The following is a 17468-nucleotide window of genomic DNA, read 5'->3' as shown; positions in this document are numbered from 1 at the left end:
TGTCCCCCTCCGGTGGCCCTACTCCTCGCGGGCCGCGGTGAGCTGCCGCGCGTGTTCCTGGAGGGAGCGCACGCCCACGTCGCCGCGGGACATCGCCTCGATGCCCTGGACGGCGGCGGCCAGCGCCTGGACCGTGGTCAGGCACGGGACGGCGCGGGCGACGGCCGCGGTGCGGATGTCGTAGCCGTCCAGGCGGCCGCCGGTGCCGTACGGCGTGTTGACGATCAGATCGACCTCGCCGTCGTGGATGAGCTGGACGATGGTCTTCTCGCCGTTGGGGCCCTCGCCCTCGCTCTTCTTGCGCACGACGGTGGCGTTGATGCCGTTGCGGCGCAGCACCTCGGCGGTGCCGGAGGTGGCGAGCAGCTCGAAGCCGTGCGCGACCAGCTCCCGCGCCGGGAAGATCATCGCGCGCTTGTCGCGGTTGGCGACGGAGACGAAAGCGCGGCCCTTGGTGGGCAGCGCGCCGTACGCACCGGACTGCGACTTGGCGTACGCCGTGCCGAAGACCGAGTCGATGCCCATGACCTCGCCGGTGGAGCGCATCTCCGGACCCAGCACGGTGTCCACGCCCTGCCCCGTGACGTCGCGGAACCGCGACCAGGGCATCACGGCCTCCTTGACGGAGATCGGCGAGTCCAGCGGCAGGGTGCCGCCGTCGCCGCTCTTCGGCAGCATGCCCTCGGCGCGCAGCTCGGCGACGGTGGCGCCCAGCGAGATCCGGGCGGCGGCCTTGGCCAGCGGTACCGCGGTCGCCTTCGAGGTGAAGGGGACCGTACGGGAGGCACGCGGGTTGGCCTCCAGCACGTACAGGATGTCGCCCGCCATCGCGAACTGGATGTTGATCAGGCCGCGGACGCCGACGCCCTTGGCGATGGCCTCGGTAGAGGCCCGCAGCCGCTTGATGTCGTAGCCGCCGAGGGTGATGGGCGGCAGGGCGCAGGCGGAGTCGCCGGAGTGGATGCCGGCTTCCTCGATGTGCTCCATGACGCCGCCGAGGTAGAGCTCGTGGCCGTCGTAGAGGGCGTCCACGTCGATCTCGATGGCGTCGTCCAGGAAGCGGTCGATGAGGACCGGGTGCTGGTCGATGAGGCCGGCGTGCCGCTCCAGGTACTCGCCCAGCGACGGCTCGTCGTAGACGATCTCCATGCCCCGGCCGCCGAGGACGTAGGACGGCCGGACCATGACCGGGTAGCCGATCTCGGCGGCGATGCCCTTGGCCTCGGCGAAGGAGTAAGCGGTGCCGTACTTGGGGGCGGGCAGGCCCGCGTCGGTCAGCACCTGGCCGAACGCGCCGCGCTCCTCGGCCAGGTCGATGGCCTCCGGCGAGGTGCCGACGATCGGTACGCCGTTGTCCTTGAGCGCCTGCGCCAGGCCCAGCGGGGTCTGGCCGCCGAGCTGGACGACGACGCCGGCGACCGGACCCGCCTGCTGCTCGGCGTGCACGATCTCCAGGACGTCCTCCAGGGTGAGCGGCTCGAAGTAGAGCCGGTCGGAGGTGTCGTAGTCGGTGGAGACGGTCTCCGGGTTGCAGTTGACCATGACGGTCTCGTAGCCCGCGTCGCTCAGCGCGAAGGAGGCGTGCACACAGGAGTAGTCGAACTCGATGCCCTGGCCGATGCGGTTCGGGCCGGAGCCCAGGATGATCACGGCGGGCTTCTCGCGGGGCGCGACCTCGCTCTCCTCGTCGTAGGACGAGTAGAAGTACGGGGTCTTCGCGGCGAACTCGGCGGCGCAGGTGTCCACCGTCTTGTAGACGGGGCGGACGCCGAGCGCGTGCCGGACCTCGCGGACGACGTCCTCGGTCAGACCGCGGATCGCGGCGATCTGGGCGTCGGAGAAGCCGTGCCGCTTGGCGTACGCCAGGACCTCGGGGCCGAGCTGGTCGGCGGCCGCGATCTCGTCGGCGGTCTCCTTGATCAGGAAGAGCTGGTCGACGAACCACGGGTCGATCTTCGTGGCGTCGAAGATCTCCTCGGGGGTGGCGCCGGCCCGGATCGCCTGCATGACGGTGTTGATCCGGCCGTCCGTGGGGATCTCGGCCTTCACCAGCAGCTCGGCCTTGTCGCCCGGGTCGCCGGTGAACTCGAACTGGCTGCCCTTCTTCTCCAGCGAGCGCAGCGCCTTGTTCAGCGCCTCGGTGAAGTTGCGGCCGATGGCCATCGCCTCGCCGACCGACTTCATGGTGGTGGTCAGCCGGGCGTCCGCCGCCGGGAACTTCTCGAAGGCGAAGCGCGGAACCTTGACGACGACGTAGTCGAGGGTGGGCTCGAAGGACGCCGGGGTCTGCTCGGTGATGTCGTTGGGGATCTCGTCGAGCGTGTAGCCGACGGCCAGCCGGGCGGCGATCTTCGCGATCGGGAAGCCGGTGGCCTTGGAGGCGAGCGCCGAGGAGCGCGAGACGCGCGGGTTCATCTCGATGACGATGACCCGGCCGTCGACGGGGTTGACGGCGAACTGGATGTTGCAGCCGCCGGTGTCCACACCGACCTCGCGGATCACGGCGATGCCGACGTCCCGCAGGGTCTGGTACTCGCGGTCGGTGAGCGTCATCGCCGGGGCGACGGTGATGGAGTCACCGGTGTGCACGCCCATCGGGTCGAAGTTCTCGATGGAGCAGACGACCACGACGTTGTCGTTCTTGTCGCGCATCAGCTCCAGCTCGTACTCCTTCCAGCCGAGGATGGACTCCTCCAGGAGCACCTCGGTGGTCGGCGACAGGGCCAGGCCCTGGCCGGCGATGCGGCGCAGCTCCTCCTCGTCGTGGGCGAAGCCGGAGCCGGCGCCGCCCATGGTGAAGGAGGGGCGGACGACGACCGGGTAGCCGCCCAGCTCCTCGACGCCCTTCAGGACGTCGTCCATGGTGTGGCAGATGTAGGAGCGCGCGGACTCGCCGTGGCCGATCTTGCGGCGGACGGCCTCCACGACCTCCTTGAACAGGTCGCGGTCCTCGCCCTTGTTGATCGCCTCGACGTTGGCGCCGATCAGCTCGACGCCGTACTGCTCCAGGGTGCCGGACTCGTGCAGCGAGATCGCGGTGTTCAGCGCGGTCTGGCCGCCCAGGGTGGGCAGCAGGGCGTCCGGGCGCTCCTTGGCGATGATCTTCTCGACGAATTCCGGGGTGATCGGCTCGACGTAGGTGGCGTCGGCGATCTCCGGGTCGGTCATGATCGTGGCCGGGTTGGAGTTGACCAGGATGACCCGCAGGCCCTCGGCCTTCAGGACCCGGCACGCCTGGGTGCCGGAGTAGTCGAACTCGGCTGCCTGGCCGATGACGATCGGGCCGGAGCCGATGACCAGGACGGACTGGATATCGGTGCGCTTAGGCACGCTGGCCCTCCATGAGCTGGACGAAGCGGTCGAACAGGTAGGCCGCGTCGTGCGGGCCCGCGGCGGCCTCGGGGTGGTACTGGACGCTGAAGGCCGGCCGGTCGAGGAGCTGGAGCCCCTCCACCACGTTGTCGTTCAGGCAGACGTGGGAGACCTCGGCGCGCCCGTAGGGGGTCTCGGAGACCTTGTCGAGCGGCGCGTCGACGGCGAAGCCGTGGTTGTGCGCGGTGACCTCGACCTTGCCGGTCGTACGGTCCTGCACCGGCTGGTTGATGCCGCGGTGCCCGTACTTCAGCTTGTACGTGCCGAAGCCCAGCGCGCGCCCGAGGATCTGGTTGCCGAAGCAGATGCCGAACAGCGGCGTGCCGCGCTCCAGGACCGCCTGCATGACGGAGACCGGGTGGTCGGCGGTGGCCGGGTCGCCCGGGCCGTTGGAGAAGAACACACCGTCGGGGTTGACGGCGTACACGTCCTCGGCGCTCGCCGTGGCGGGCAGCACGTGCACCTCGATGCCGCGCTCGGCCATGCGGTACGGGGTCATGCCCTTGATGCCCAGGTCGACCGCGGCGACGGTGAAGCGCTTGGTGCCCTGCGCGGGCACGACGTACGCCTCCTTGGTGGCCACCTCGGCGGACAGGTCGGCGCCCTTCATCTGCGGGGCCGACTGCACCTTGGCCAGCAGCGCCGCCTCGTCGGCGAGGCCGGAGCCGGCCGGGCCGTCGAGCGCCGGGCCCGAGAAGATGCCGACCCGCATCGCGCCGCGTTCGCGCAGGTGGCGGGTGAGGGCGCGGGTGTCGATGCCGCTGATGCCGACGACGCCCTGGGCGGCCAGCTCGTCGTCGAGGGTGCGGGCCGAGCGCCAGTTGGACGGGGTGCGGGCGGGGTCGCGTACGACGAAGCCGGACACCCAGATGCGGGCGGACTCCGGGTCCTCGTCGTTGACGCCCGTGTTGCCGATGTGCGGGGCGGTCATGACGACGACCTGGCGGTGGTACGAGGGGTCGGTCAGGGTCTCCTGGTAGCCGGTCATGCCGGTGGAGAACACCGCCTCGCCGAAGGTCTCCCCCACGGCCCCGTAGGCGCGGCCGCGGAAGCTGCGGCCGTCCTCCAGGACGAGTATGGCGGGAGACGCCGCCCTCCTCTGCGAGGCGTTCCCCTGGTTGGAGGTCGTCATCGTGCGCCTTCCGTTTCGGTGGTCTTGCTGTTCTTGCCGGTCAGCTCGGTCAGAGCGGTGACCCATGCGGTGTGCTCGGCGGCCCGGTCGGACCGGAAGCCGGAGTCGAGTTCCTTGTCGCCGTGCGCCCAGGTGATCACCAGCAGGCCGCCCTCGGGCAGGACCTTGCCGGCGATGCCCTTGTCCAGGCGGGCGCCGCGCAGCGCGGCGGCCGGGACGAAGAAGTCCTGCGCACCGGGCCGTACGACGTCCAGGCCGGCGTCCGTCAGGGTCAGCTCGGCGCGGCTGCGGGTGCCCAGGCCGCGTGCGACGACGCGGTCCAGCCACTGTCCGGCGGTCGTCGACCCGTGGTAGCGGCCGGTCATCGTCAGCAGCGGCTCCCCGGCGTCCTCGGGCGCCGTGGGCAGCTCGGGCAGGTCGCCCTGGAGGGTGCCGCGCCACTTCCAACCCTCGCGCATCAGCCAGTACAGGAGCGCGACGAACAGGAGCAGTCCGACGACCCAGCCGATCCGGGCCGCCCAGTCGGTGACCTCGGCGGACTTCTGCTCGGCTGCCAGTTGGATGATTGAAGATGTCACGCCAGTTTCCCGTCCACGACCGTTGCCCGGCCCCGCAGGAAGGTGTGGGTCACGCGACCCGGCAGCTCACGGCCCTCGTAGGGCGTGTTGCGGCTGCGGGAGGCGAAGCCCGCGGGGTCCACGGGTCCACGGTATGCCGGATCGAGCAGCGTGAGGTTGGCGGGCTCGCCAGGCGAGACGGGGCGGCCGTGGCCCTTGAGACGGCCGATCTCGGCGGGGCGGCTGGACATCCGGTCGGCGACGCCGGCCCAGTCGAGCAGGCCGGTGTCGACCATCGTGTGCTGGACGACGGAGAGTGCCGTCTCCAGGCCGACCATGCCCATGGCGGCCGCGCCCCACTCGCAGTCCTTGTCCTCGTGCGGGTGCGGGGCGTGGTCGGTGGCGACGCAGTCGATGGTGCCGTCGGCCAGCGCCTCGCGCAGCGCGAGCACGTCGGCCTCGGTACGCAGCGGCGGGTTCACCTTGTAGACGGGGTTGTAGGAGCGGACCAGCTCGTCGGTCAGCAGCAGGTGGTGCGGGGTGACCTCGGCGGTGACGTTCCAGCCCTTGGACTTGGCCCAGCGGACGATCTCGACGGACCCGGCGGTGGACAGGTGGCAGATGTGCACCCGCGAACCGACGTGCGCGGCGAGCAGCACGTCCCGCGCGATGATCGACTCCTCGGCCACCGCGGGCCAGCCGGCCAGGCCCAGCTCGGCGGAGACGATGCCCTCGTTCATCTGGGCGCCCTCGGTCAGCCGGGGCTCCTGGGCGTGCTGGGCGATCACGCCGTCGAACGCCTTCACGTACTCCAGCGCGCGGCGCATGATCACCGCGTCGTCCACGCACTTGCCGTCGTCGGAGAAGACCCGCACGCCCGCGGCGGAGTCGTGCATGGCACCCAGCTCGGCGAGCTTCTTGCCCTCCAGGCCCACGGTCACCGCGCCGACCGGCTGCACGTCGCAGTAGCCGGACTCCTTGCCCAGGCGCCAGACCTGCTCGACGACGCCCGCGGTGTCGGCGACGGGGAAGGTGTTGGCCATGGCGTGCACGGCGGTGAACCCGCCGACGGCTGCGGCCTTGGTGCCGGTCAGGACCGTCTCGGAGTCCTCACGGCCCGGCTCGCGCAGGTGGGTGTGCAGGTCCACCAGGCCGGGCAGCAGGATCTGGCCCGCGGCCTCGACGACGGTGGCGTCCTCGGTACCGGCCAGTTCGTTGCCGACGGCGGCGATCACGCCATCGGTGATCAGGACGTCCTGCGGCTCGCCACCCAGGATCTTCGCCCCGCGGATCAGGGTCTTGCTCATGATTACTTGCTCTCCTCGGTGCGGGTGGAGGGGCGGCGCGCAGCGCCTCCGTCCGGGGTGGTGGCGGGCGACGGGTGGGCGGTGGTGGTGACGGCGGGCTCGTTGCCGCCCAGCAGCAGGTACAGGACGGCCATCCGGATGCTGACACCGTTGGCCACCTGCTCGACGGCGGTGCAGCGCGGCGAGTCGGCGACCTCGGCGGTGATCTCCATGCCGCGGTTCATCGGGCCGGGGTGCATCACGATCGCGTGGCCGGGCATCCGGCCCATCCGGTCGCCGTCCAGGCCGTAGCGCCGGGCGTACTCCCGCTCGGTGGGGAAGAAGGCGGCGTTCATCCGCTCGCGCTGGACGCGCAGCATCATCACCGCGTCCGACTTGGTCAGCACCGCGTCCAGGTCGTAGCTGACCTCGCACGGCCACCGCTCGACACCGACCGGCACCAGCGTGGGCGGCGCGACCAGCGTCACCTCGGCGCCCAGGGTGGTCAGCAGGTGGACGTTGGAGCGGGCGACCCGGCTGTGCAGGATGTCGCCGACGATGGTGATGTGGCGGCCGGACAGGTCCTGGCCCGCGCCGTCGGTCAGGTGCCGGCGCATGGTGAAGGCGTCCAGCAGCGCCTGGGTGGGGTGCTCGTGCGTACCGTCGCCGGCGTTGACCACCGAGCCGCCGATCCAGCCGGAGGTGGCCAGGCGGTGCGGGGCGCCGGAGTCGCCGTGCCGGATGACGACGGCGTCCGCGCCCATCGCCTCCAGGGTCAGCGCGGTGTCCTTCAGCGACTCGCCCTTGGAGACGGACGAGCCCTTCGCGGAGAAGTTGATGACGTCCGCCGACAGCCGCTTGGCGGCCGCCTCGAACGAGATGCGGGTGCGCGTGGAGTCCTCGAAGAAGAGGTTGACGACGGTGCGTCCGCGCAGGGTGGGGAGCTTCTTGATCGGCCGGTCCGCCACCCGGGCCATCTCCTCGGCGGTGTCGAGGATCAGGACGGCGTCGTCGCGGGTGAGGTCGGCGGCCGAGATGAGATGACGCTTCATCCGGTTTTCTCCGTGAGTGAGGGAGGTGTACGGGTATGTCCGTCGAGCAGGCATGACTGGCGGCCCGGCCGTACCGGGTCCGTCCAGAAGGGCGCTACTGCTCGCCGGCCGGGGCGGTCTGCTTCACGCCGAGCAGCACGGCGTCGCGGCCGTCCTCCTCGGTGAGCTGGACCTTGACCGTCTCCCGCAGCGACGTGGGGAGGTTCTTGCCCACGTAGTCGGCACGGATCGGCAGTTCGCGGTGGCCGCGGTCGACCAGGACGGCGAGCTGCACGGCGCGCGGCCGGCCGATGTCGTTGAGGGCGTCGAGGGCGGCGCGGATGGTCCGGCCGGAGAAGAGCACGTCGTCGACGAGGAGGACCACACGGCCCTCGATGCCGTCACCGGGGATGTCGGTGCGCGCGAGGGCGCGCGCCGGGCCCAGGCGCAGGTCGTCGCGGTACATCGTGATGTCGAGCGAGCCGACCGGTACCGCGCGGCCGGTGATCTCTTCGAGCTTGGCGGCCAGCCGGCGGGCGAGGAAGACCCCGCGGGTGGGAATGCCGAGGAGCACCACGTCGTCGGCGCCCTTGGCGCGTTCGACGATCTCGTGGGCGATGCGGGTGAGCATGCGCGTGATATCCGGCCCTTCGAGGACCGGGCGCGCAGCGTTGGAGCTGGGGGCGTCCATGACGAACGGACCTCCTTCTCCGCCTCACAGGACGGACTTTAAAGGACGTCGGGGTTACGCCGTTCACGGTACCAGGAGCCACGGCGGAGTCCGAGCGCACCCCTTCGGGGCCACCGTGTGACTCATTCGGCTTGACGAAGCCAAATTACGCTGCGTAACCTCACAGTGAGTTACCAGCCGCGCGGCCCGCGCCGCACGTCTACACAGCGTCCGGGGAGCTTTATGTCCAGCGAATACGCCAAACAGCTCGGGGCCAAGCTCCGCGCCATCCGCACCCAGCAGGGCCTCTCTCTCCACGGTGTCGAGGAGAAGTCCCAGGGCCGCTGGAAGGCCGTCGTGGTGGGTTCGTACGAGCGCGGCGACCGTGCCGTGACCGTGCAGCGCCTGGCCGAGCTGGCCGACTTCTACGGTGTCCCGGTGCAGGAACTCCTGCCGGGCACGACCCCGGGCGGAGCGGCCGAGCCGCCGCCGAAGCTGGTCCTGGACCTGGAGCGGCTGGCCCACGTCCCCGCCGAGAAGGCCGGCCCGCTGCAGCGCTACGCCGCCACGATCCAGAGCCAGCGCGGTGACTACAACGGCAAGGTCCTCTCGATCCGCCAGGACGACCTGCGCACCCTCGCGGTGATCTACGACCAGTCGCCCTCCGTGCTGACCGAGCAGCTCATCAGTTGGGGCGTGCTGGACGCCGACGCGCGCCGCGCGGTGCAGCACGAGGACATCTGACCCCGTACGGGCGTCACCTGCAGAAACGTACCGCCGCTTCCGACTCCGTCGGGGCGGCGGTTTTCTGTGTACCGGCGCTCCCCCTCCCCCGCACATGCGAAGGGCCCGGAGCGTCGATACGCTCCGGGCCCTTTCACGGGATCCACCGCCGCCTCAGCGCGCCTCGCGCCGCAGGCTGGGCTTCAGTTCCTTCAGGCGGGCCAGCAGGCCGTTGACGAAGGCCGGGGATTCGTCCGTGGAGAACTCCTTGGCCAACTGCACCGCCTCGTCGATCGCCACGGCGTCCGGCGTCTCGTCCACCCAGATCAGCTCGTACGCGCCGAGCCGCAGGACATTGCGGTCGACCGTCGGCATCCGGTCCAGCGACCAGCCGACGGAGTAGGTGTCGAGCAGTTCGTCGATGCGCTCGACGTGCTCCGCGTACCCCTCGACCAGTTGCAGGGTGTACTCGTTGACCGGCGGCTGCCGCGGATCGGTCCGGGCGTGCCGCATCCAGTCCGCCAGCACGGACTGCACGTCGGCACCGCGCTGGTCGGCCTCGAAGAGGATCTGGAAGGCGCGCTTACGGGCCTTGTTACGGGCGGCCACGGTTAGCTGTTCACCCGGCCGAGGTACTCGCCGGAGCGGGTGTCGACCTTGATCTTCTCACCGGTCGTGATGAAGAGCGGCACCTGGATCTGGTAGCCGGTCTCCAGCGTGGCGGGCTTGGTGCCGCCGGTGGAGCGGTCGCCCTGGACGCCGGGCTCGGTCTCCTGGATGGTCAGCTCGACCGCGGCCGGCAGCTCGACGTAGAGCACCGAGCCGTCGTGCTGGGCGACGACGGCCTCGAAGCCTTCGAGCAGGTAGTTGGCGGCGTCACCGACGGTCTTGCGGTCGATGTGAAGCTGGTCGTAGGTGTCCATGTCCATGAAGACGAAGTACTCGCCGTCCATGTACGAGAACTGCATCCCACGCTTGTCGACGTTGGCCGTCTCGACCTTCACACCGGCGTTGAAGGTCTTGTCCACCACCTTGCCGGACAGCACGTTCTTGAGCTTGGTGCGGACGAAGGCGGGGCCCTTGCCGGGCTTGACGTGCTGGAACTCGACGACGGACCAGAGCTGGCCGCCTTCGAGCTTGAGCACCAGGCCGTTCTTGAGGTCGTTCGTGGAAGCCACGGTTGCGGAATCTCCTGGACTGCGGGTGGTGGGACCCCGGGCAGCCGCGCGTCGAACCGGGTCCGGCTCAGAGCGCGAGCAGCTCCTTGGTCGTGATCGTGAGTAGCTCGGGCCCGCCGTCCGCCTCGGGGCGGACGACGAGTGTGTCGTCGATCCGGACGCCGCCGCGGCCCGGGATGTGAACCCCCGGATCGACGGTGACCGGCACGCAAGCGTCCAGTTTACCCATGGCCGCAGGTGACAGCCGAGGGTCCTCGTCGATTTCGAGTCCCACACCGTGTCCGGTACCCGGCCCCAGGCGCTCGCCGTGGCCCGCGCCGACCAGCACCTGACGCGCCGCCCGGTCCACCTCGCGGCATTCCACACCCGGCGCCAGGGTCTCCCGACCGGCCCGCTGGGCTGCGAAAACAAGGTCGTACAGCTCGATCTGCCAGTCCGCCGGCGTGGTGCCGATGACGAAGGTACGGCCGATCTCGCAGCGGTAACCACGGTAGTTCGCACCCAGGTTGACGGTCAGGAAGTCACCTTCCTCGACCCGCCGGTCGGTCGGCAGATGTCCGGGACGCCCCGAATGCGGCCCCGCGCCGACCGAGGTGGCGAAGGCCGGGCCGTCCGCGCCGTGGTCCACCAGACGGCGCTCCAGTTCCAGGGCGAGGTGCCGTTCCGTACGGCCCACCAGGATCGACTCCAGCAACTCCCCGAGGGCCTGGTCGGTGATCTCCGCGGCGATCCGCAGGCAGGAGATCTCCTCGTCGTCCTTGACGACCCGCTGCGCCTCGACGGCGCGGGCGAGGTCGGCGAGCCGCAGCCGGGGCGCCACCTGGGCCAGCGCGCGGTGCCGGGCGACCGTGAGGTGATGCTCCTCGACGGCCAGCGTGCCCGCCCCGGCCCGCGCGGCCTGGTCGGCGGCGGCCACCACCGGGTCGCCGTCCCGGGTGGGCAGCTCGGAGACCCGCAGCTCCTCGGCGGGCCGCCCCTCCGAGGGATCGCCGCTGAGCGGCCCCTCGGTCAGCAGCAGGTCGTCGTCGGGCCCGAGCAGCAGGGCCGCGCCGGGTGGCGCGCAGCCGGCGAGGTAGCGGACATTGGCGGGACGCGAGATCAGCGCCGCGGCGCTGCCGGCGGCGGCGCAGCGGTCGCGCAGCCGCGTACGCCGGGCCGAGTAGAGCTCGGACATGCACCGAGCGTACGGTCCCCACTCCGGCCCGGCCGGTCGGGCGGGTCCGGGCGGGGGATTGGGGGGGACGGCCCGGGGGCACGTGGGAGGGGGCTCGGCTGGGGGCGGCGAGCTTGGCCGGGTAGGCACGGCGGGTTGGGCAGGGCGTACGACCGACGGGGCCGGCGGGCGGGTGGACGGCGCCGGGCGCGCGGGCGTGGCCGGGACGGGTTCGCCCGATGGGCGCCCGAGGACCGATCGAGCGCGCGGGCCGGGTGGCCGGGCGGAATCGGGTGGACAGGAGAGACGGACAGGCCAGGCGCTCGGGGCCGGGCATCTACGCGGAATCGGGCGCCCAGGTAGAACCAGGCGCTCGGGCGGGGTCAGGCACTCGGGCGATGTCGGGCAGGCACGTACCCACCCCGGGCGGATGCGGCCGGTGTCGCCGGGCGGGCAGGGCGGGCCGAGCGGCGCCGGACCTGCGGGTCCGGCCCGGCGGATCCGGCCCGGCGGCCCTACGGGGCAACTCGAACGCGATCATCCCCCCGGCAGGGGGATACCCCGAGGGGGCCAGGCGGAACCTGACGCTCGGGCGGGGTCAGGCGGGCAGGTACCCGACCCGGGCGGGTCCCACCGGTCTCACCGGGCGGGCAGAGCTGGCCAGGCGAGGGCAGCGGGCGGAGCGGCGCCGACCCGGCGGACCCGGCCCGGCGGCCCTACGGAGCAAATCGAACGCGATCATCCCCCCGGCGGGGGAATACCCGGAGGGGGCGGCGGGAACCCCCGGGAGCCGCGGGAAACCGGCGCCGTTCGTTGCCCCGGGGCTTCGTGCGCCCGGCGCCTGTCGTGCATCCGGGGCTGCATGAGCCCGGAGTTCCGTATGAGCCCGGAGTTCCGTGCGTACGAAACCCCGCCCCGCCCCTACCAACTCGGCGGGCTCGCGATGCTGCGGGCGACCACGTCGTCCAGGAGGCGGGCCGTGGTGGGGACGTCGTGTGCGGAGTTGTCGATGATGGGCAGGCCGGAGCCGTACCAGCCCGCCATCCGGCCGTGGATGCGGGCGACCTCCTCGTCGGAGAGGCGCCGGTTGCCCGTGCGGCGGGCGTTGCGCTCCAGGACGATCTCCAGGCCCGGCAGCAGCACGATCGGCAGCAGACCGGGGCCCACGTGGCGCTTCCAGCCGCCGAGGCCGATGACCGGGCGGTCCGGGAAGACGGCGTCGTCGAGGATGCAGGAGATGCCGTTGGCGAGGAAGTTGCGGGCCGCGAAGCCGCAGGTGCGGCGGGCCAGGCGGTACTGCGCCTCGGAGTGGTCGTTCCAGCCGGACTGGGGGTCGGCGAAGCCGGACCGTACCCATTCGCGGACGTCGTCGAGGCTGATGTGCGCGGTGGGCACCCGGCGGGTGTCGGCCCAGTGCCGGGCGACGCTGGTCTTGCCGGCGCCGGCCGGGCCGATGAGCAGCACGGCCACGGCGGCGTGCGCGGCGTCCGGCGCGGCGGCGCCGGCGGGCGGGCTGGGCAGCGCCACGGGGGCGCCGGGCGGGAGCTGGATGTGCCCGGTGGCCTCGGCGGGCGGCGGCGCGGTCGGTGCGCCGTGCGGCGGGGCGGCGGGCGGCGGGGGCCAGCCGGGCGCGGGCGGCGCGGCCTGCGGCTGGTGCTGATGCTGGTGCGGCGGTATCGGGTGGCCGGCACCGGGATGCGGGGTCATCGCGGCCCCGTGGCCCGGCACCGGCCCGTGAGGCGGTGGCAGCGGAGTCCCCCCTGCGTGCTGCATCCGGTGGCTCTCCGTCTCGTGCGGTCGAATGCTCGTGGCCGCCCGGGGCATGCGCGGTGCTTGCGGTACGGGCGGGAGTTCCGTCCGTACGGTGCTCGTGTCCGGCGCGCCGGGCGTCCGGCCCGGGTGGGCCGAGGTGGTTGTCCGGCGAACGGTACCCGCAGAACATGGCCGCAGTCCTCCCCCGGCAGGGGCAGCCGGTGTCCCCCGGCCGTCGGCTCTGCGACGGCCGGGGGGTGGCGCTGACCGGGCTCAGGCGGTGAGTTCGGCGGCCAGGGCGCGCAGCGCGAGTTCGTAGGAGCCGATGCCGAAGCCCGCGATCGTACCGCTGGCCACCGCCGCGATCACCGAGTTGTGGCGGAACTCCTCGCGGGCGTACGGGTTGGAGATGTGCACCTCGACGAGGGGGGCGGTGCGCTGGGCGGCGGCGTCCCGCATGGCGTACGAGTAGTGCGTGAACGCGCCGGGGTTGATGACCACCGGGATCGATCCGTCCGCCGCCTCGTGCAGCCAGCGGATCAGCTCGCCCTCGTCGTTGGTCTCCCGGACCTCCGCCTCGAACCCCAGCTCCTTGCCGAGCGCGGTGCAGCGTTCGACCAGTCCGGCGTAGGACGTGGATCCGTAGACGTCGGGCTCGCGGGAGCCCAGCCGGCCGAGGTTGGGCCCGTTGAGGACCAGCACGCGCCTCACGCGGCGATCTCCGCGTGCGCGGCGAGCAGCATGGCCGGGTCGGGGCCCTCCAGGACGGTGGGCTTGGCCAGGCCGTCCAGGACGATGAAGCGCAGCCGGTCGCCGCGCGTCTTCTTGTCGACCTTCATCGTCTCCAGCAGCTTGGGCCACTGGTCGCCGCGGTAGGTCAGCGGCAGGCCGACCGCGCCCAGTACGGCGCGGTGCCGGTCGGCGGTCGCGTCGTCCAGCCGGCCGGCGATCCGGCCCAGCTCGGCGGCGAAGACCATGCCGACGGAGACGGCGGCGCCGTGCCGCCAGTTGTAGCGCTCGTTCTTCTCGATGGCGTGCGCCAGGGTGTGCCCGTAGTTGAGGATCTCGCGCAGGCCGGACTCCTTGAGGTCCGCGGAGACGACCTCGGCCTTGACCCGGATTGCGCGCTCTATCAGCTCGGCGGTGTGCGGCCCGTCGGGGCGCTTGGCGCCCTCGGGGTCGGACTCGATCAGCTCCAGGATCGCCGGGTCGGCGATGAAGCCGGCCTTGATGACCTCGGCGAGCCCGGACACATAGTCGTGGACCGGGAGGGAGTCCAGCGCGGCCAGGTCGCACAGCACACCGGCCGGCGGGTGGAAGGCGCCGACCAGGTTCTTGCCCTCGGCGGTGTTGATGCCGGTCTTGCCGCCGACCGCGGCGTCCACCATGCCGAGCACGGTGGTCGGTACGGCGATCCAGCGCACCCCGCGCAGCCACGTCGCGGCCACGAAGCCCGCGACGTCGGTGGTGGCGCCGCCGCCGACGCCCACGATCACGTCGGTGCGGGTGAAGCCGGTCTGGCCGAGCGCCTTCCAGCAGTACGCGGCGACCTCGGCGGTCTTGGCCTCCTCGGCGTTGGGCAGTTGGACGGCAATGGCCTCGTAGCCCTGGCCGGCCAGATCCTCGCGCAGTGCCTCGCCGGTGGCGGCCAGCGCCTCCGGGTGCAGCACGGCGACGCGCTGGGCCTTCTTGCCGATCAGGCCCGCCAGCTCGCCCAGCAACTGCCGGCCGACCAGGACCTCGTACGGGTCGGTGCCCGCGGTGCCGCCGACCTGGATGCGGGTGGCCTGCTCCGTCACGGGTGTTCCTTCCTCCCGGGTGTGCCGGGGGCCGCGGCGTCCGCCGCCGGGGTCCCGGCCTCCGGTGATGTGTGTAGCTGCAATGCGTCCAGTACGGCCGCGGCGACCTCTTCGGGAGTCCGGCTGTCCGTGGCGACCACGGCGCGCGCGACCTCCGTGTACAGCGGGCGGCGCGCCTCCATCAGCTCGCGCCACCGCTGCCGCGGGTTGACGGCGAGCAGCGGGCGCGGCGCGTCCAGCCCTACGCGCCGTACGGCGTCGGCCAGTTGGACGTCCAGGAAGACGACCGGCAGGCCGGCCAGCAGGGCGCGGGTGCCCCCGTCCATGATCGCGCCGCCGCCGAGCGAGAGCACTCCGGGGTGGCTCTCGACCGCGGCCCGTACGGCCTGCCGCTCCAGTTCACGGAAGTGCGGCTCGCCGTGGTCGATGAAGATCTCCGGGATGGGCTTGCCCGCGCCCGCCTCGATGTCCGCGTCGGTGTCGCGGTACCCGGCGCCGAGCCGCTCGGCCAGCAGGGCCCCCACGGTGGACTTCCCCGCGCCCGGGGGGCCCACCAGCACCACGAGCGGCGGCGTCACTTGATCGCCAGGCCGTCGAGGAAGGACCGCACGTTGCGGCGGGTCTCCGGCACGCTGTCGCCGCCGAACTTCTCCGCCACCGCGTCCGCCAGCACCAGCGCGACCATCGCCTCGGCGACGATGCCGGCCGCGGGGACCGCGCACACGTCGGAGCGCTGGTGGTGCGCCTGCGTGGCCTCGCCGGTGGCGACGTCGACGGTGGCCAGGGCGCGCGGGACGGTCGCGATGGGCTTCATCGCGGCCCGTACGCGCAGCAGCTCACCGGTGGACAGGCCGCCCTCGGTGCCGCCGGAGCGGCCGGTGGTGCGGCGGATCCCCTCGTCGGTGGAGACGATCTCGTCGTGCGCCTTGGAGCCGGGGACCCGGGCCAGGTCGAAGCCGTCGCCGACCTCGACGCCCTTAATGGCCTGGATACCCATGAGGGCAGCGGCCAGCCGCGCGTCCAGCCGCCGGTCCCAGTGGACGTGCGAGCCGAGGCCCACGGGCACGCCGTACGCCAGCACCTCGACGACGCCGCCGAGGGTGTCACCGTCCTTGTGGGCCTGGTCGATCTCGGCGACCATCGCCGCGCTCGCCTCGGGGTCGAGGCAGCGCACCGGGTCGGCGTCCAGCCGCTCCACGTCCGAGGGCTTGGGGACCACGCCGTAGGGGGCCTTGGCAGCGGCCAGCTCGACCACGTGCGAGACGATCTCGATGCCGGCCGTCTCCTTGAGGAAGGAGCGGGCGACCGTGCCGAGCGCGACGCGGGCCGCGGTCTCGCGGGCGGAGGCGCGCTCCAGGATCGGGCGGGCCTCGTCGAAACCGTACTTCTGCATGCCGGCCAGGTCGGCGTGGCCGGGGCGGGGCCGGGTCAGCGGGGCGTTACGGGCCAGTTCGGCCAGCTCCGCCTCGTCGACCGGGTCGGCCGCCATGACCTTCTCCCACTTGGGCCACTCGGTGTTCCCGACCATGATCGCGACGGGCGAGCCGAGGGTGCGCCCGTGCCGGACACCGCCCAGGAAGGTGACCTCGTCGCGCTCGAACTTCATGCGGGCACCGCGGCCATAGCCGAGCCGGCGACGGGCCAGGGCGTCCGCCACCATGTCCGTGGTGATCGGGACGCCGGCCGGGAGGCCCTCCAGCGTCGCCACGAGTGCGGGGCCGTGCGACTCCCCCGCCGTCAGCCAGCGCAACCTGCTCAACGATGCTCCTCATGTCCTGCTACTGCGCGAACAGTCTTCCCCTGATCCTCCCACGTCCGCGCCGGTGCACCGCTGCCCGTCCAGGAACCGGACCACCGGCCGGACGGGCCGGACGGGCCGGACGGGTCACCGCCCCGCGAGCGCCGCCTCCCCCGCCGCGCGCATCGCCTCCAGGGGCGCCGGGGACCGCCCCGTCATCTGCTCCACCTGCAGTACGGCCTGGTGGACGAGGAGGTCCAGGCCGCCCACGACCGCCCCGCCGCGCGCGCCCCACGCGGTGGCGAGGGTGGTCGGCCAGGGCTCGTACAGGACGTCGAAGAGGGTGCCGGGCTGTTCGGGTACCGAGGCGGCCAGCGCGTCGGTGGTCCCGGCCGGGGTCGTGGCGATCACCAGCGGCGCCTCGAAGGCCGCGGCGGCCTGCGACCAGTCGGCCGTACGGACGTCGACGCCCAGCCGCTCGCCCCAGCCGCGCATCTCCGCGGCGCGCGCCTCGCTGCGTACGTAGGCGGTCACCTCGCCAGCGCAGATACGGGACAGGGCCGCGAGCGCGGAGGAGGCGGTGGCGCCGGCGCCCAGGACGGCGGCCCGTTCGACCTGCTGGACACCGCGCTCACGCAGGGCGGCCAGCATGCCCGGGATGTCGGTGTTGTCGCCCATGCGCCGCCCGTCCTCGGTGAAGACGACGGTGTTCACGGCCTCCACGGAGGCGGCGGTGTCGCTGATCCCGTCCAGCAGCGGGATCACCGCGCGCTTGAGCGGCATGGTCAGGGAGAGACCCGCCCAGCCGCCGTCCAGCCCGGCCATGAAGCCCGGCAGCGCGGCCTCGTCGATCTCGTGCCGGCCGTACTCCCAGCCGGTCAGGCCCAGTTCGGTGTAGGCGGCCCGGTGCAGGACCGGGGAGAGGGAGTGGGCGATCGGCGACCCGAGGACCGCCGCACGGTGACGGCCCTGGACTTCACTGGACATGGTGCTCCTCAGCTCGGACCCGCGAAACGATAGACGAACCGCGCGCGGGGGCCGAGGCGGCCCCGGACCCGACCGCCGCCGTCGGGCAGC

Annotated in this window: 16 protein-coding genes; 1 reads left to right on the top strand and 15 read right to left on the bottom strand. The window is 72.4% G+C overall.

Annotated elements, in window-relative coordinates; all coding sequences use genetic code 11:
- Positions 1-18 precede the first annotated feature (18 nt).
- From carB to pyrR, 6 genes are all read right to left on the bottom strand, one after another.
- Positions 19-3330 carry a carbamoyl-phosphate synthase large subunit gene (carB, locus tag EJG53_RS34230; protein ID WP_125048150.1) on the bottom strand — a complete coding sequence of 1104 codons (3312 nt, stop codon included), beginning with the start codon at positions 3328-3330 and terminating at the stop codon, positions 19-21.
- Entirely contained in the window at positions 3323-4504 is a 1182-nt protein-coding gene (gene carA, locus EJG53_RS34225; RefSeq protein WP_125048149.1) for a glutamine-hydrolyzing carbamoyl-phosphate synthase small subunit, read from the bottom strand. Before carA ends, carB begins: the two co-directional genes overlap by 8 nt.
- Positions 4501-5082, bottom strand: a complete 582-nt coding sequence (locus tag EJG53_RS34220; RefSeq protein WP_030999388.1) for a PH-like domain-containing protein — start codon at positions 5080-5082, stop codon at positions 4501-4503. The genes carA and EJG53_RS34220 overlap by 4 nt, the downstream gene beginning before the upstream one ends.
- Positions 5079-6368 carry a dihydroorotase gene (locus EJG53_RS34215; RefSeq protein ID WP_125048148.1) on the bottom strand — a complete coding sequence of 430 codons (1290 nt, stop codon included), beginning with the start codon at positions 6366-6368 and terminating at the stop codon, positions 5079-5081. The genes EJG53_RS34220 and EJG53_RS34215 overlap by 4 nt, the downstream gene beginning before the upstream one ends.
- Before the next feature lie 2 nt (positions 6369-6370).
- Complete coding sequence (locus EJG53_RS34210) at positions 6371-7399, bottom strand: aspartate carbamoyltransferase catalytic subunit (protein WP_125048147.1); 1029 nt, start codon at positions 7397-7399, stop codon at positions 6371-6373.
- Between the two features lie 94 nt (positions 7400-7493).
- Positions 7494-8069 (bottom strand): bifunctional pyr operon transcriptional regulator/uracil phosphoribosyltransferase PyrR, encoded by a 576-nt coding sequence (gene pyrR, locus EJG53_RS34205; protein WP_030999392.1) that lies wholly within the window; start codon positions 8067-8069, stop codon positions 7494-7496.
- Between the two features lie 222 nt (positions 8070-8291).
- Between pyrR and bldD the strand changes: the two genes are divergently transcribed.
- On the top strand, positions 8292-8792 hold the full coding sequence (bldD, locus tag EJG53_RS34200; RefSeq protein WP_003982726.1) for a transcriptional regulator BldD: 501 nt from the start codon (positions 8292-8294) through the stop codon (positions 8790-8792).
- Positions 8793-8945: 153 nt separating this feature from the next.
- Here the strand turns inward: bldD and nusB are convergent, their stop codons facing one another.
- The 9 genes from nusB to EJG53_RS34155 form a co-directional block, all read right to left on the bottom strand.
- Positions 8946-9380 carry a transcription antitermination factor NusB gene (gene nusB / locus EJG53_RS34195; RefSeq protein WP_030999394.1) on the bottom strand — a complete coding sequence of 145 codons (435 nt, stop codon included), beginning with the start codon at positions 9378-9380 and terminating at the stop codon, positions 8946-8948.
- A gap of 2 nt (positions 9381-9382) precedes the next feature.
- Positions 9383-9949, bottom strand: a complete 567-nt coding sequence (efp, locus tag EJG53_RS34190; RefSeq protein WP_030999396.1) for an elongation factor P — start codon at positions 9947-9949, stop codon at positions 9383-9385.
- Positions 9950-10016: 67 nt separating this feature from the next.
- Positions 10017-11123 carry an aminopeptidase P family protein gene (locus EJG53_RS34185; RefSeq protein WP_125048146.1) on the bottom strand — a complete coding sequence of 369 codons (1107 nt, stop codon included), beginning with the start codon at positions 11121-11123 and terminating at the stop codon, positions 10017-10019.
- Positions 11124-12023: 900 nt separating this feature from the next.
- Positions 12024-12875, bottom strand: coding sequence for an AAA family ATPase (locus tag EJG53_RS34180; RefSeq protein WP_125048145.1), 852 nt, complete (start codon positions 12873-12875; stop codon positions 12024-12026).
- Positions 12876-13127: 252 nt separating this feature from the next.
- Positions 13128-13565: a type II 3-dehydroquinate dehydratase gene (gene aroQ, locus EJG53_RS34175; protein ID WP_125048144.1), complete on the bottom strand. Its 438-nt coding sequence runs from the start codon at positions 13563-13565 to the stop codon at positions 13128-13130.
- Positions 13562-14653 (bottom strand): 3-dehydroquinate synthase, encoded by a 1092-nt coding sequence (gene aroB, locus EJG53_RS34170; RefSeq protein ID WP_030999404.1) that lies wholly within the window; start codon positions 14651-14653, stop codon positions 13562-13564. The genes aroQ and aroB overlap by 4 nt, the downstream gene beginning before the upstream one ends.
- A complete protein-coding gene (locus EJG53_RS34165; RefSeq protein WP_125048143.1) occupies positions 14650-15231 on the bottom strand; it encodes a shikimate kinase in 582 nt (193 codons plus the stop codon). The genes aroB and EJG53_RS34165 overlap by 4 nt, the downstream gene beginning before the upstream one ends.
- Positions 15228-16412, bottom strand: coding sequence for a chorismate synthase (aroC, locus tag EJG53_RS34160; RefSeq protein ID WP_125048142.1), 1185 nt, complete (start codon positions 16410-16412; stop codon positions 15228-15230). The genes EJG53_RS34165 and aroC overlap by 4 nt, the downstream gene beginning before the upstream one ends.
- A 126-nt stretch (positions 16413-16538) precedes the next feature.
- Positions 16539-17378 carry a shikimate dehydrogenase gene (locus tag EJG53_RS34155; RefSeq protein WP_125048141.1) on the bottom strand — a complete coding sequence of 280 codons (840 nt, stop codon included), beginning with the start codon at positions 17376-17378 and terminating at the stop codon, positions 16539-16541.
- Between the last annotated feature and the right edge of the window lie 90 nt (positions 17379-17468).

Origin of the sequence: Streptomyces chrestomyceticus JCM 4735, from assembly GCF_003865135.1 — a bacterium.
In the GTDB taxonomy this organism is placed as follows: Bacteria; Actinomycetota; Actinomycetes; order Streptomycetales; family Streptomycetaceae; genus Streptomyces; species Streptomyces chrestomyceticus.
Note: the sequence above shows the minus strand (reverse complement) of the source record. Positions and strands in the feature narration are given on the sequence as shown.